The following is a 13,497-nucleotide window of genomic DNA, read 5'->3' on the forward strand; positions in this document are numbered from 1 at the left end:
ACGCTGAACGGCCGTGCCGGGGGCGGTGGTTGACCCTACGGGGCCTGGAGCTTGGCGGCGGCCGCGCGCAGCGCGGGGAGCCGGGCGTAGAGGGCCTTGCCCGGGCACTCGGTGTTGAAGGCGTCGCGGTGGCCGGAGACGGCGTCGAAGTCGACCGCCGTCCCCTTGGGGTAGCGGCTGGCGTCGGAGGCGGAGGTCAGCTTGGTGCGGCCGTCGGCGGACTGGCCGGTGAGGCCGAGCTTCCAGGCTGCGAGGGCGGCGAGGCCGTCGAGCAGGGGCTGCGGCGGGTCGGCGTCGACGTAGGTGCCGATCGCGGCGACGCCGGAGGAGTCGGTGTTGAAGCCGAGGGTGTGGGCGCCGTGGACGGGCTGGTCGATGCCGCCGGCCCGGCCCTCGTAGACGGTGCCGCAGCGGTCGACCAGGAAGTTGTAGCCGATGTCCCGCCAGCCGCTGGTCTTCACGTGGTACTGGTAGATCGCCCGGATCACCCGGGGGGCGTCGGAGCAGGCGTAGTCGGTGGCGGTCGCGGTGTGGTGGACGAAGACCGCCTTCACCGGGCCGGTGTACTCGTAGCCGGGCTCACGGATGGACTCGTCGGCGCCCCAGCCCGCGCGGGTGACGATGCCCGGGCGCGGGGCCTGGTGGCCCTCCCGCGCGGCCGCGGGCAGGGTGCGGGTGGCGGCGGGGGCGGGCGCCCCGGCGCCGGGGTCGACCAGTTCGAGCCGCAGTCCGGGCAGCGGTCCGGCCGGGCCGGGCCGGACCTCGACCGCGACGCCGTCGCTGCGGCCGGTCCACAACGGGGCGGTGGCGCCGTGCCGGGCGCGGTCGGGGCCGTCCTCGGTGTCGGCCTCCAGGGTGTGCCAGTCGCCCCAGCGGCCGGTGGCCGCGTCCCGGGTGCGGACCCGGACGGCGCCGTCGGCCAGTGCCCCGGCCGGGCCGTCCCAGCCGACGCCGAGGAGTTCGAACGGTCGGGTGGTCCGCGGCGCGAGCCCGGCCCCGGCAGGCAGCGGCAGGGCGACGGTGCTGCCGCCGCCGGGGAAGTCGCGGCGCGCGGCGGCGGCGGGGGCAAGGGGCGCGGCGGAGGCGCCGGGGGCGGGCTGGAGCAGCAGGGCGGCGGTGCAGCCGGCGAGCAGCGCGGCCGGGAACGGGAGGCGCACGGCCCGGTCGGAGAGGCGCGCGGCCTTGTCGGAGAGGTACATAGAGGGGATCGTCGCCGCAAACCGGACGGCCCGCCACGCCGCCTCGCGCCCTCCCGGCCGCCCCTCCCGGCCGTCCACCCGAAGGCCGTAGGCTGGTCGCACCATGACTGCGCCATTCGCTGCCGATGCCCGCACCCCCGTCGAGCTGCTGCACGCATACCTGCGCGGCGGCACCCCTTCGGTCGATCCCGCGGCCCCGCTGGTCACCTTCTACGACGACGCCACCGGCGAACGGGTCGAGCTGTCCGCCCGGACCTTCGACAACTGGGTCGCCAAGACCGCCAACCTCCTCCAGGACGAACTGAACGCCGGCCCGGACGACCGCGCCGCGCTGCTGCTGCCCGCCCACTGGCAGAGCGCCGTCTGGCTGCTGGCCTGCTGGTCGGTCGGCGTGACGGCGGTGCCGGGCGGCGACCCGGCCGCCACCGAGCTCGTGGTGAGCGGCCCGGACGGTCTGGACGCCGCCCAGGCCTGCGAGGGCGAGCGGGTGGCCCTCGCCCTGCGCCCGCTCGGCGGACGCTTCCCGCAGCGCCCGGACGGCTTCCTCGACTACGCCGCCGAGGTGCCCGGCCAGGGCGACCGCTTCGCGCCGTACTCCCCCGTCGCCCCGGACGGGCCGGCGCTGGAGACCTCGGTGGACGGGCTGCCGCTGAAGCTGACCGGTGAGCAGACCGTCGCGCTGGCCCGGGAGGGCGCCGTCCGCCTCGGGCTCAAGCCCGGCGACCGGGTGCTGTCCACCCTGTCCTTCGACGACTGGGCGGGCCTGGAGGCCGGCCTGCTGGCCCCGCTGGCGGCCGGCGCCTCGGTGGTGCTCTGCCGCAACTCCCAGGGCCTGGACGCCGGGCAGTGGGAGAAGCGGGCCGAATCCGAACGGGTGACTGTGCGCCTGGGCTGACCCCCGGCGCCGTCCCGGCGGGTAGGGATCCCTGCCATGGCCGAGGACGACACCGAGCACCCCCCGACCGACGGAACTCCCCCGACGACCGCCCCTCCGGGCGGACCCGGACGCCCGCGCAGGCGCCGGCGGTGGCTGATGATCACCGCCGGCGTCGTCGCGTTCCTGCTGGTCGCCACCGGCGCGCTGCTCTGGATCGCGTACCGCAAGCTGGACGGCAACATCAGGACCGACTCGGCCACCGACCAGTTGCTGGCCAAGCTGGAGGCCGAACGGCCGAGCCGCACCGCGGGGGCCGGCGGCGCCCGGAACATCCTGCTGATCGGCAGCGACGACCGCTCCGGCCCGAACGCCGGGTACGGCGGCGAGGCCGGCACCCAGCGCTCGGACACCACGATCCTGCTGCACCTGGCCGCCGACCGGAAGCACGCGACGGCGGTCTCCGTCCCCCGGGACGTCATGGTCACCGTGCCGTCCTGCCAGAAGCCGGACGGCAGCCGCAGCAAGCCGGGCACCATGCAGTTCAACTGGGCGTTCGAGCTGGGCGGTCCGGCCTGCTCGATCCGCGCCGTCGAGCAGTTGAGCGGCATCCGGATCGACCACTACGTGATCCTCGACTTCAGCGGCTTCAAGACCATGGTGGACGCGGTCGGCGGGGTCGAGGTGTGCGTGCCGCAGCCGATCCACGACAAGGAGGCCAAGCTGGACCTCCCGGCCGGGCGCCAGGTGCTGCACGGCGAGCAGGCGCTCGGCTACGTCCGGGCCCGGGAGAGCCTGGGCGACGGCAGCGACACCCAGCGGATGGGCCGTCAGCAGCAGTTCCTCGCCTCGCTGATCCGCAAGGTGCAGTCGCAGGGGGTGCTGCTGAACCCGGCCAAGCTGTGGCCGGTGCTGGACGCGGCCACCTCCTCGGTGAAGGCGGACGGCGGGCTGTCCTCGCTCGGCGCGCTGTACGACCTCACCCAGGACCTGCGCGGCATCCCCTCGCCGGACGTGGTGTTCCTGACCGCGCCGCGCCGCCCGTACCGCTACGACTCGGACCGGGACGAGTTCGTGCAGCCGCAGACCGGCCAGCTGTTCGACGCGCTGCGCGGCGACCGGCCGATCACCGTGCGGCCGCCCGACCCGGCCCCCGCGCCGGGGGCGGGGGCCGCCGCCGGAACCGGCTCCGACCGGGCCACGGCGGGGGCGACGGCGTCACCCCCGGCCGGCGACCCGCCCACCTTCGAGGGACGCACCGCCGACGTGGACTCCTGCACCCAGCACTGACGCCCCCGCCCGCACTTTGCCCTTCCATTGCTTTTCCGTGACGGATCTCATACCCGGAACGATTCCCCCGTTCGGCTCGTCTAGTGTGTCCGGACCGACCCACCGCCCGGGTGGGCCGCCGCCCGTGACCGGCCGGACGTAGGGAATCCCGTGCAGCAGGAACAACCGAACACCGGCCAGTTCAACGGGGAAGGCCGTCGGGAGACCCGGCGACGGGCGGCCGCCGCCGCCAAGCGCAGGCGGCGCCGCCGCGTGCTCAGGTGGACGGCGGGGACCGGCGCGCTGGTGATGGTCGCGGGCTGCGGCGGGGCGTACTACCTGTACCGGCACTTCAACTCCAACCTGACCTCGGTCAAGGTCCAGCTGGGCGACGAGGCGGAGCGGCCCAAGGCCGCCGGGGACGCGCTGAACATCCTCGTGATCGGCACCGACAGCCGGCAGGGTCTCGGGCGCGAGTACGGCGACGAGGGCAGCACCGGGCACGCCGACACCACGCTGCTGTTCCACGTCGCCAAGGACCGCTCCAACGCGACGGTGGTCAGCATCCCGCGCGACCTGATGGTGCCGATCCCGGAGTGCCAGGACGTCCAGGGCAAGAAGATCCCCGGATCGGCCCGGGACATGTTCAACAACAGCCTCGGCCAGGACGGCCGCGACGCGGGCTGCACCTGGAAGACCGTGGAGAAGGTGACCGGCATCCGGGTCGACCACTTCGTGCAGGTCGACTTCGAGGCGGTCAAGACGCTCTCCACCGCCGTCGGCGGGGTCGAGGTCTGCGCGGCCAAGGACATCGACGACAAGGGCTCGCACCTGAAGATGTCCAAGGGCCGGCACGTCGTCCAGGGCGAGGAGGCGCTGGCCTTCGTCCGCACCCGGCACGCGGTCGGCTTCGGCGGCGACCTCACCCGGATCCCGCTCCAGCAGCAGTTCATCAGCTCGATGATCCGCAAGATCAAGAGCGACGGCACCCTGACCAACCCGGGCAAGCTCTACCAGCTCGCGGACGCCGCCACCAAGGCGCTCACCGTGGACTCCGGCATCGGCAGCGTCGACAAGCTGAAGGACCTGGCGCAGGACATCAGCAAGGTGGACACCAAGAACATCACCTTCACCACCGTGCCGGTGCTGGACGACCCCAAGGACGACGACCGGCTGGTCCTGCGGCAGCCGGACGCCGGTCAGGTGTTCTCGATGATCGCGGGCGACCGCTCGCTGACCGAACAGCAGGCCGCCCCGGCAGCCCCGGAGACCCCGGCCGCACCGAGCGCCACCGCCCCGGCCGTGGACACCGGGGACGTCACGGTGACGGTGCGCAACGGCAGCGGGACCCGCGGGCAGTCCGGGCCGACGGTGGACAAGCTGAAGGCCAAGGGCTTCGCCCGGGCCTCGGTCGGCTCCGACGCGGCGCCCGCCGCGACCACCACGGTGTCCCACCCGGCCGGGCGGGAGGCCGAGGCCGCCGCGCTGGCCGCCGCCCTCGGACTGCCCGCCGAGGCCGTCCGGCCGAACCCCAAGGCCGCCCCGAAGGACCCGCTGCTGCTGGTGCTCGGCAAGGACGTCCTCGCGGCCCCGGCCCAGGCACCGACCGAGGCGCCCAAGGACCTCCAGCGGGTCCAGGCCGACGACGTCGACGCGTGCGCCAAGTAGCGGCCCGCCGAGTTGCCCACCACGTAGCGGCCCGCCGAGTAGCTGCCGCTGAGCAGCGGCCGCGCGCAACCGCCCGCCACGTCACCGGAGCGGGCTGAGCGTTCCGTCCGTCTCGCGGTAACCCTCGCCCGTCCGCGGGCAGTTCCAGAGCCCCTCGCCGGCCGGTCGGAGCGGCTCGCCCGCCCGGCCGACCCAGCCGATCCGGCGCGCGGGCACCCCGGCCACCAGGGCGAAGTCCGGGACGTCCCGGTGCACCACGGCGCCGGCCGCGACCAGCGCCCAGCGGCCGACCGTCACCCCGGCGACCAGCACCGCGCGGCCGCCGATCGAGCATCCCTGACGGAGCGTCACCGGTTCGGCCCGCCAGTCGAGTCGGCTCTTCGGCCGACCGTCGGGGGTGACCGCGCGCGGGTGGCGGTCATTGGTCAGCACGGCGGCCGGGCCGATGAACACCCCGTCCTCGACCACCGCCGGCTCGTACACCAGCGCGTGGTTCTGCACCTTGACCCGGTCGCCGATCCGCACACCGGGGCCGACGTAGGCGCCGCGGCCGATCACGCAGTCCGCACCGACCACCGCGTCCTCGCGGACCTGGGCCAGGTGCCAGACCCTCGTCCCGGCGCCGATCGCGGCCCGCTCGTCGACGTCCGCGCCCGGCTCGATCCTGGCCGCGGCCGACTCGGTCCGAGCCGCGGCCGCGGCCGCTCCGTCCTCAACTGTCCCCATGCGGACCGACGGTAGCCGGTCCGGGGCGCACCGTGAGGGTCAACCCGCCTGGGAGAGCACGTCCTTCGAGGACGGGCGGACGCTCCCTATCACCCGGCGGGCCAGTGAGCGGGGCGAGGTGATGAATCCGAAGCCCCAACTGAGGTGCATGGTCGCGAGCGCCACCGGCAGCAGCGCCTTGGCCCGCAGCGACAGTCCGCGGCCCTCGACCGCCGAACCGCCGAGGATACCCAGCAGGTAGACGCCGGGCACCGCGAGGAAGGCCGGGTGGACGGCGACGCCGAGCACCAGGCCCAGCAGCACCGCCAGCAGCGCGCTCGGCGGGGCCAGGTAGCGCAGGTTGACCGAGCCGCGGTGGTACCGGGTGACCACCCGGCGCCAGCGCCCGTAGTCCTTGTACTGCTTGGCCAGCGCCCGGACGGACGGCCGCGGCCGGTACGTCACCTTCAGCTGCGGGGTGAACCAGACCAGCCCGCCGTCCTGGCGGATCCGGTAGTTCAGCTCCCAGTCCTGGGCGCGGATGAACTCCTCGTTGTAGCCGCCGAGCTTCTCCAGCACCTCGCGCCGGAACACCCCGAGGTAGACGGTGTCCGCCGGGCCGGCCAGGCCGCCGGTGTGGAAGGCCGCGTTGCCGACGCCGATCTTGGAGGTCATCGCGGCGGCGACCGCGTTCTCCCACTCGGTCTCGCCCTCGGCGTGCATGATGCCGCCGACGTTGGCGGCGTCCATCTCGCCGAGCAGCCGGACCGCCGTGGTGATGTAGCCGGGGGTGAGCAGGCCGTGGCCGTCCACGCGCACCACTATCGGGTGCTGTGAGCCCCGGATCGCGGCGTTCAGCCCCGCGGGAGTGCGGCCGGTGGGATTCTCCACCGTGCGCACCCGCGGGTCCTCGGCCACCAGCTCGGCCGCGATCTCGGCGGTGCGGTCGGTGGAGGGGCCGAGGGCGATCACCACTTCGATCGGCCCGGGGTACTCCTGGTCCAGGATGCGCCGGACCGCCGTGCGCAGGTGTCGTTCCTCATTGAGCACCGGCATGATCACGGAAACAGCCGGCAGCTCCTCAGCAGCCTTGGTGTTCATCGGGGCCAACCGTACCGGTGTCGACGTCCCTCCGTCTTGTCCCGGTTCAGCGGCTCCCGGTCCCCCCAAGGGCGGCACCGGCACTGTGATCAACACCACCGTACCGTCCCGCCGCCCCGAGCCCGAATCGGCGGGGGAACGGTGCAGGTTCGGCGCAGGTTCGGCGCATCCGGTGAACGGCCGTGGACCGGGCCGGACCGGACCCGCGCCGGCCCCGGACAGCAGGGGCCGGGCGCCCGTGAGCACCCGACCCCTGCCGTTCCCCCGCTCCCCCGGTCCCCCCGTCCCCCCGTCCCCCGTGGGTCGACCCGACGTCCCCCGTCGCCGGGTCAGTCCGTCGCGATGGCCGCGAGGACGTTCATCCGTCCGGCCCGGAAGGCCGGGACGAGGGCGGCGACCAGGCCGATCACCACGGAGGAGACCAGCGTGACCATCACCGTGGTGGTCGGGACGGTGAGCGTCCCGAGGCCCTGGTCCCGCAGCACCCGCTGGGCGGTGACGCCCCAGGCCAGGCCCAGCCCGGTGCCGAGCACCGCGCCGAACACCGCGATCACCACGGACTCCAGCCGGATCATCCGGCGCAGCTGGCGGCGGGAGAGCCCGATCGCCCGCAGCAGGCCGATCTCGCGGGTCCGCTCCACCACCGACAGCGCCAGGGTGTTGACCACACCGAGCACCGCGACGGTGATCGACAGGCCGACCAGGCCGTAGATCAGGTAGAGCAGGGTGTTGACCTGGGACTGGACCAGCTCCTTGTAGCCGGCCTGGTCCTTGACCGTCAGCTGCGGGTACGGCTTGAGCGCGTCCTGGAGGGCGGTCAGGGTCTTGGCGACGTCGGTGCCGGAGGAGGCCTTGGCGTAGATCACCTGGTCCAGTTGGTCGCCCGCCGGGACGGCCTTGGCCATGGTGGCGACGTCCACGAAGGAGGCGTCCCCGTAGAGCGAGCCCTTCGCGAACACGACGCCCACCGGCAGCACCTGGGTCTGGCCCTTGGGGTAGCGGACGGTGATGCTGTCGCCGACCTCGAGGTGGTGGTCGGTGGCGAAGGCCTCGCCGATCCCCAGTGCCCCCCGGGCGATCGCCTCCGTCGAACCGGACTTCACCGGCAGCCGGAAGTCGGTGCGGAAGAAGGCCTCCGGCACCGCGGCGACCCCGGTGCGCTTGGACGTGCCGTCCGGCAGCTGGAACTTGACCTCGAGGTCCTTCTCGGTGGTGACGTGGTCGATGCCCGGGGTCCGCTTCACCACGTCGGCCATCTCGGCGGTGACACCGGTCCGGTCACCGCGGATGATGTAGTCCACTCCCACCGACTTGTCGATCTGCGCGCTGGCCGAGCTGACCGCCGAGGAGCTGAACACCGAGGAGCCGATCACCAGCGCCAGCCCGATCATCAGTGCGGCGGCGGTGGCGCCGGTACGGCGCGGGTTGCGCATCGCGTTGCGCTGGGCGAGCTTCCCGGAGGGGCCGAACACGGTCGGCAGCAGCGCCCCGAGCACCTTGATCACCACGGTGGCGAGCAGCGGGCCGAGCACCACGAAGCCGATCAGGGTGAGCAGCAGGCCCAGGCCCAGGTACTGCCCGCCGACGCCCGCCTTGTCGGCCGTGCCGGCGAGCACCAGCAGTCCGGCGCCGCCCGCGGTGAGCAGCAGGCCGAGGATGCTGCGGACGAGGTTGGACCGGGCCTCGGCCGGGGTGCCGTGGTCGCGCAGGGCGGCCATCGGCGCGATCCGGCTGGCCCGGCGGGCCGGGATCCAGGCCGCGACGACGGTGATCAGGATGCCCACCGCGTAGCCGGCCGCGAACACGTCGGGCCCGATCTGCAGGTCGCTCGCGCTGATGCCCATGCCGACCGCGTTCATCAGCTTGATCAGGCCGAACGCGACGCCGAGGCCGACGGCGACCCCGAGGGTGGAGCCGAGCACGCCCAGGATCAGCGCCTCGGCCAGCACCGAGCCGTTCACCTGTGCCCGGCTGCCGCCGATGGCCCGGAGCAGGCCGATCTCACGGGTGCGCTGGGCGACCAGCATCGAGAAGGTGTTGATGATCAGGAAGCCGCCGACGATCAGCGAGATCCCGGCGAAGCCGAGCATCGCGTACTTCATGAAGTCGAGGCCGCTGCCGATCGCCTTGGTGTTGTCGGCCTTCTGCTCGGCCGCGGTCTTCACCTGGTAGCCGCCGCCGACCTTGGCGAGGGCGTCGGCCTTGAGCTGGTCGTCGCTCCGGCTGCCGTCGCCGAAGGCCTCGACGGAGGTGTAGGCCTGCTCGCCGAGCAGCACCTGCTGGGCGGTCGGGGTGTCCAGGAAGGCCAGGGCCGCGCCGGGGTTGGTGGTGGTGAAGGTGGCGATGCCGGCGACGGTGAACTCGTGCTTGCCGCCGGCGTTGTCGAGCCGGACCGCGGCGCCGAGCCCGAGCTTGGCCTTCTTGGCGGTGTCGGCGTCCAGCACCAGCTCGCCGGAGGTCTGCGGGGCGTGCCCGGAGGTGATCCGCACCGGGTTGCGCGGGGTGTCCGTCCAGTTGCCGACCAGGGTCGGCGCCCCGCTGGTCGGGCCGATCAGCTTGTCGGTGGCCGGGTCGACCAGGATCGCGTCGCCGACCATGACCTGGCCGACGGCGGTCTTCACCCCGGGCAGCGCGGCGATCTGCCCGGCCAGTGCGACCGGGACGGTGGCGGGCTTGTCCCCGGGCTGCGCGTCCTCGTCGTCGGCCGGCTTGGGCGGCTGGACGGAGACGTCGGAGGCGGTGGCGGCGAACAGCTTGGAGAAGGTGCTGGTGGCGGTGTCGGAGAACACCAGGGTGCCGGACACGAAGGCGACCGACAGCACGACGGCGACGAGCGAGAGCGCCATCCGCCCCTTGTGGGCGAAGAAGCTCCGCAGGGAGGTCTTGAGCAGCATGGTTCGTCGGCCCGCCGCTCAGCTGGTCCGCTTGCCGTCGAAGCGGCGCATGCGTTCGAGGACGGAGTCGGCGGTCGGGGCGTGCATCTCGTCCACGATCACGCCGTCGGCCAGGAAGAGCACCCGGTCCGCGTAGCCGGCGGCGACCGGGTCGTGGGTGACCATGACCATGGTCTGGCCCAGCTCGTCCACCGAGCGGCGCAGGAAGGTCAGCACCTCGGCTCCGGCCCGGGAGTCCAGGTTCCCGGTGGGCTCGTCGCCGAAGATGATCTCGGGTCGGGCGGCCAGGGCACGGGCCACCGCGACGCGCTGCTGCTGGCCGCCGGAGAGCTGGGTCGGACGGTGCTTGAGCCGGCCGGCCAGGCCGACGGTCTCCACCACCTGGTCGAGCCAGGCCTGGTCGGGGCGGCGGCCCGCGATGTCCATCGGCAGGGTGATGTTCTCCAGCGCGTTCAGGGTCGGGAGCAGGTTGAACGCCTGGAAGATGAAGCCGATCTTGTCCCGGCGCAGCCTGGTCAGCTGCTTGTCCTTGAGGCCGGTGATCTCGGTGTCGCCGATCCGGATCCGCCCGGCGCTGACCGTGTCCAGCCCCGCCAGGCAGTGCATCAGGGTGGACTTGCCGGAGCCCGAGGGGCCCATGATCGCGGTGAAGCGACCGCGCTGGATGTCCACGTCGACCGCGTCGAGCGCGGTCACCCTGGTCTCGCCCGATCCGTAGGCCTTGGTCACCTGGCGGGCCGAGGCGGCGACGGCGGACGGTCCGCCGGGAAGCTGGGGGTCGTACACGGCCGTTGCCGTCGTCACTGGATTCTCCTCAGAAGTGGCCCACCCGTTGGCCCCCACCCTCCCGACCCGGTCGGGTCGCGGACCCGACGGAACCGGGCCGTGTTCGGGCGGGCGGGGACGTGAGAACCACGTTAGGAGTCGGCTCGCGGGCGCTCGTCCTCCGTCGGAATGAAGCGCTGCAACCAAGGTTCTACGGGTGCGGCACCCCCTCCCCCTAAGGGGTGCCGCGGGCCTTCTCGGGGTCGCCCCGTACGGGGTCGGGCGGCGGCGGCTCAGCCGGTCAGGACGGGTGCGGCGAGCCGTTCGAGGGCGTCGGCGAAGCCCTCCACCACGGGGACGAGCTGGGCGTCGGTCCGGCACTCGACGAGGGTGGTGCCGTCCTCGGCGGCGGTGATGTCGCGGTCGAGCACGAACCAGCCCTGGGTGATGTGGCCGGCGCCCATCGAGCTGAGCACCGGGCGCAGCGCGTAGTCCACCGCGAGGACGTGCGCGGGCGAGCCGCCGGTGGCCAGCGGCAGGACGGCCTTGCCGGCCAGCGCGTACTGCGGGAGCACGTCCAGCAGGGCCTTGAGCAGGCCGGAGTAGGCGGCCTTGTAGACGGGGGTGCCGATGACGACGCCGTCGGCCCGGGCGAACAGTTCGGTGACGGCGACGATCCCGGGGTGGTCGAAGTCGCCGGAGAGCAGCGCGTGCGCGGGCAAGCTGCGGGCCTCGAAGGGGATGACGTGGTGGCCGCGGTCCACCAGGCGCGCGTCGACGTGGCGCAGCAGCCGGGTGGTGCGGGAGGTGGCGGAGGGGGAGCCGGAAACGGACAGGACGGTGGCCATGGGTTCACCTCTGGCTGGAAGCGGGGGTGCTTCGCAGCGGCCGCTGCGGGGCCGCCGCGGTCGGTGCTCGACGGTGTTCGACGTTCTCGGCGATCTCGACGGGCGCGCTTCAGCGACGACAGAGCGAACCGGACACACGTTGCAGGTCGACGTGCCGCCGACGCGTGAGTGCCCAACTCTGATCCATGTCCGAAATGCAAACACGGTGCGTTCGAAGCGGTCAAGAATCGTTTCAGCAACCGGAACAGGGGTGACGGACACGTTTCGCGCCGGAACGATCCGGTACGTGCATCAAAACTGCTACAAGAGGCCCGGTAGGCCCCCCGGGGGGAGTCAGCCGGACGGGTGTCGGGCATCCTTCACCGCATGAACACGTGGCAGGAGGGCCGCCCCGGCGGCGGAGGGAACCCCTACGGAGGCAACGGCGGCGGTGCCGCCGAGCGGCCGCTGCCGGCCTCGCTGAACCCGCGCGGGCCCGGTGCGCCCGCCCCGCGGCAGCCGGAGTCGTCCCGCCTCGGCGGCGTCCCGCCGCAGCACGCCCCCGGCGGCCCCGGCCGGCCCGGCTCCGGTGGCCCCGGTGGCCCCGGCCGGCCCGGTGGCCCGGGCGGTCCCGGCGGTGCCCGCCCGGCTGGCGCCCGGCGCTGGCCGCGGCGGCGGATCGTGAAGTGGACGGTCTTCGGCGTGCTGATCGCCGTCATGGTGACCTCGGTGTCGACCTGGTTCTGGGCGGACTCCAAGCTCAACCACGAGAACGTGCTGGCCGACTACCCGGGCCGGCCGGCCGCCGGCAAGGGCACCAACTGGCTGATCGTCGGCTCCGACAGCCGCGACGGCCTGAGCGAGTCCCAGATGGACACCATGCACACCGGGCACGACGTCGAGGGCAAGCGCAGCGACTCGATGATGATCCTGCACGTCGGGGACCACGGGAACACCCTGATGAGCATCCCGCGCGACTCCTGGGTGCCGATCCCCGAGTTCAAGACCAGCTCCGGGAAGACCGTCAAGGCCACCACCTCGAAGATCAACTCGGCCTTCGCCAACGGCAACGGCCGACTGCTGGTGCAGACCGTCGAGTTGAACACCGGCATCCGCATCGACCACTACGCCGAGATCGGGTTCGCCGGGTTCGCCGGCATCGTCGACTCGATCGGCGGCGTCGAGATGCACATCGACCAGGACATCAAGGACCGGGACTCCGGGCTCGACCTCAAGGCCGGCGACCAGACCCTCAACGGCGTCCAGGCCCTGGCCTTCGTCCGCCAGCGCCACCAGATGGCCGACCAGGACCTCGGCCGGATGCGCAACCAGCAGAAGTTCCTCGGCGCCCTCGCCCACCAGGCCGCCTCTCCGGGCACCGTGCTCGACCCGTTCACGTTCTACCCGCTGGTCGACTCGGCGCTCGGCACCCTGATCGTCGACGACGACTGCGGACTGACCGACCTGGGCTCGCTCTTCCTCGCCATGAAGGACGTCAACGGCGGCGACGGCAAGACCCTGACCGTCCCGATCGGCAACGCCGACTACCACACCAAGACCGGCGAGTCGGCGGTCCAGTGGGACGCCGCCAAGTCCAAGCAGGTCTTCGACGCCTTCAAGAACGACACCACCGTGCCGGACGTCAAGTAGTCGCGACCACGGGTGACCGGCCGGACACAATGGGTGGATGTCACTCGTCACCGCACTCGTCTACCGTCGACGCCACCGCCTCCTGGGCCGCCTGGTCCAGGAGGCGCTCGCGCTCTACGGGATGGAGGTGCCGGCCGCCTGCGAGATCGGGCCCGGACTCATCGTGTTCCACCGCGGCTTCGGCACCGTGCTGCACCCGTACACCACGCTGGGGGCGGACGTGACGCTCTACAACGGCGTCACCGTCGGGCGCGCCGACCCGTGGGTGCCGCAGGAACTCAGCGCGATGCGGCGGGTGGTGGTCGGGGACGGCGCGGTGCTCTGCGCGGGCGCCAAGGTGGTGTGCAAGACGGGCGTGCTGACCGTCGGGGCGGGCACCGTGGTCGGCGCCAACGCCGTGCTCACCCGCTCGACCGGCCCCGGCGAGGTCTGGGCCGGGGTGCCCGCGCGCCGGATCGGGATGCGGGACGGGAGCCGGGTGCCCTCGGCCGTCCTCGCGTAGCGGACGTGCCACCGCCCCGGAGCGGGGAGTCGGACCTGCCGAC

Annotated in this window: 12 protein-coding genes; 5 read left to right on the top strand and 7 right to left on the bottom strand. The window is 73.2% G+C overall.

The features are described from left to right. Window positions 1-35: 35 nt before the first annotated feature. Entirely contained in the window at window positions 36-1,199 is a 1,164-nt protein-coding gene (locus AB0O91_RS38495; protein ID WP_363443372.1) for a peptidoglycan recognition protein, read from the bottom strand. Between the two features lie 103 nt (window positions 1,200-1,302). On the opposite strand from AB0O91_RS38495, the gene AB0O91_RS38500 reads away from it, so the two are divergent. From AB0O91_RS38500 to AB0O91_RS38510, 3 genes are all read left to right on the top strand, one after another. Next, on the top strand, window positions 1,303-2,094 hold the full coding sequence (locus AB0O91_RS38500) for a TIGR03089 family protein (RefSeq protein WP_363443374.1): 792 nt from the start codon (window positions 1,303-1,305) through the stop codon (window positions 2,092-2,094). 138 nt (window positions 2,095-2,232) lie between these two features. Then, window positions 2,233-3,363 (top strand): LCP family protein, encoded by a 1,131-nt coding sequence (locus AB0O91_RS38505; RefSeq protein WP_363443376.1) that lies wholly within the window; start codon window positions 2,233-2,235, stop codon window positions 3,361-3,363. Window positions 3,364-3,513: 150 nt separating this feature from the next. After that, complete coding sequence (locus AB0O91_RS38510; protein WP_363443378.1) at window positions 3,514-5,010, top strand: LCP family protein; 1,497 nt, start codon at window positions 3,514-3,516, stop codon at window positions 5,008-5,010. A gap of 81 nt (window positions 5,011-5,091) precedes the next feature. On the opposite strand, the gene AB0O91_RS38515 is transcribed toward AB0O91_RS38510, so the two are convergent. The 6 genes from AB0O91_RS38515 to AB0O91_RS38540 all read right to left on the bottom strand — a co-directional run bounded on the left by AB0O91_RS38515 (window position 5,092) and on the right by AB0O91_RS38540 (window position 11,510). Further along, on the bottom strand, window positions 5,092-5,736 hold the full coding sequence (locus AB0O91_RS38515) for an acyltransferase (RefSeq protein ID WP_363443380.1): 645 nt from the start codon (window positions 5,734-5,736) through the stop codon (window positions 5,092-5,094). Window positions 5,737-5,775: 39 nt separating this feature from the next. Beyond that, a complete protein-coding gene (locus AB0O91_RS38520; RefSeq protein ID WP_363443382.1) occupies window positions 5,776-6,816 on the bottom strand; it encodes a glycosyltransferase family 2 protein in 1,041 nt (346 codons plus the stop codon). Between the two features lie 329 nt (window positions 6,817-7,145). Then, window positions 7,146-9,710, bottom strand: coding sequence for an FtsX-like permease family protein (locus AB0O91_RS38525; RefSeq protein ID WP_363443384.1), 2,565 nt, complete (start codon window positions 9,708-9,710; stop codon window positions 7,146-7,148). A gap of 18 nt (window positions 9,711-9,728) precedes the next feature. Then, a complete protein-coding gene (locus AB0O91_RS38530) occupies window positions 9,729-10,514 on the bottom strand; it encodes an ABC transporter ATP-binding protein (protein WP_363443386.1) in 786 nt (261 codons plus the stop codon). A 254-nt stretch (window positions 10,515-10,768) separates the two neighbouring features. Then, window positions 10,769-11,323, bottom strand: coding sequence for an NADPH-dependent FMN reductase (gene ssuE / locus AB0O91_RS38535; RefSeq protein WP_363443388.1), 555 nt, complete (start codon window positions 11,321-11,323; stop codon window positions 10,769-10,771). A 109-nt stretch (window positions 11,324-11,432) separates the two neighbouring features. Continuing rightward, complete coding sequence (locus AB0O91_RS38540) at window positions 11,433-11,510, bottom strand: putative leader peptide (protein ID WP_350509645.1); 78 nt, start codon at window positions 11,508-11,510, stop codon at window positions 11,433-11,435. Between the two features lie 179 nt (window positions 11,511-11,689). Here AB0O91_RS38540 and AB0O91_RS38545 point away from each other — a divergent pair, with 179 nt between their 5' ends. Then, window positions 11,690-12,952, top strand: coding sequence for an LCP family protein (locus AB0O91_RS38545; RefSeq protein ID WP_363443390.1), 1,263 nt, complete (start codon window positions 11,690-11,692; stop codon window positions 12,950-12,952). A 37-nt stretch (window positions 12,953-12,989) separates the two neighbouring features. Continuing rightward, window positions 12,990-13,454 (top strand): hypothetical protein, encoded by a 465-nt coding sequence (locus AB0O91_RS38550; RefSeq protein ID WP_363443392.1) that lies wholly within the window; start codon window positions 12,990-12,992, stop codon window positions 13,452-13,454. Window positions 13,455-13,497 lie beyond the last annotated feature (43 nt).

Source organism: Kitasatospora sp. NPDC089797 (assembly GCF_040684795.1).
Taxonomy (GTDB): domain Bacteria; phylum Actinomycetota; class Actinomycetes; order Streptomycetales; family Streptomycetaceae; genus Kitasatospora.

Coding starts and splice junctions, on each gene's coding strand:
- AB0O91_RS38525 (WP_363443384.1), bottom strand. CDS start 9,710: ATGCTGCTCAAGACCTCCCTGCGGAGCTTCTTCGCCCACAAGGGGCGG.
- AB0O91_RS38545 (WP_363443390.1), top strand. CDS start 11,690: ATGAACACGTGGCAGGAGGGCCGCCCCGGCGGCGGAGGGAACCCCTAC.
- AB0O91_RS38550 (WP_363443392.1), top strand. CDS start 12,990: ATGTCACTCGTCACCGCACTCGTCTACCGTCGACGCCACCGCCTCCTG.
- AB0O91_RS38495 (WP_363443372.1), bottom strand. CDS start 1,199: ATGTACCTCTCCGACAAGGCCGCGCGCCTCTCCGACCGGGCCGTGCGC.
- AB0O91_RS38505 (WP_363443376.1), top strand. CDS start 2,233: ATGATCACCGCCGGCGTCGTCGCGTTCCTGCTGGTCGCCACCGGCGCG.
- AB0O91_RS38500 (WP_363443374.1), top strand. CDS start 1,303: ATGACTGCGCCATTCGCTGCCGATGCCCGCACCCCCGTCGAGCTGCTG.
- AB0O91_RS38515 (WP_363443380.1), bottom strand. CDS start 5,736: ATGGGGACAGTTGAGGACGGAGCGGCCGCGGCCGCGGCTCGGACCGAG.
- AB0O91_RS38520 (WP_363443382.1), bottom strand. CDS start 6,816: ATGAACACCAAGGCTGCTGAGGAGCTGCCGGCTGTTTCCGTGATCATG.
- ssuE (WP_363443388.1), bottom strand. CDS start 11,323: ATGGCCACCGTCCTGTCCGTTTCCGGCTCCCCCTCCGCCACCTCCCGC.
- AB0O91_RS38540 (WP_350509645.1), bottom strand. CDS start 11,510: ATGGATCAGAGTTGGGCACTCACGCGTCGGCGGCACGTCGACCTGCAA.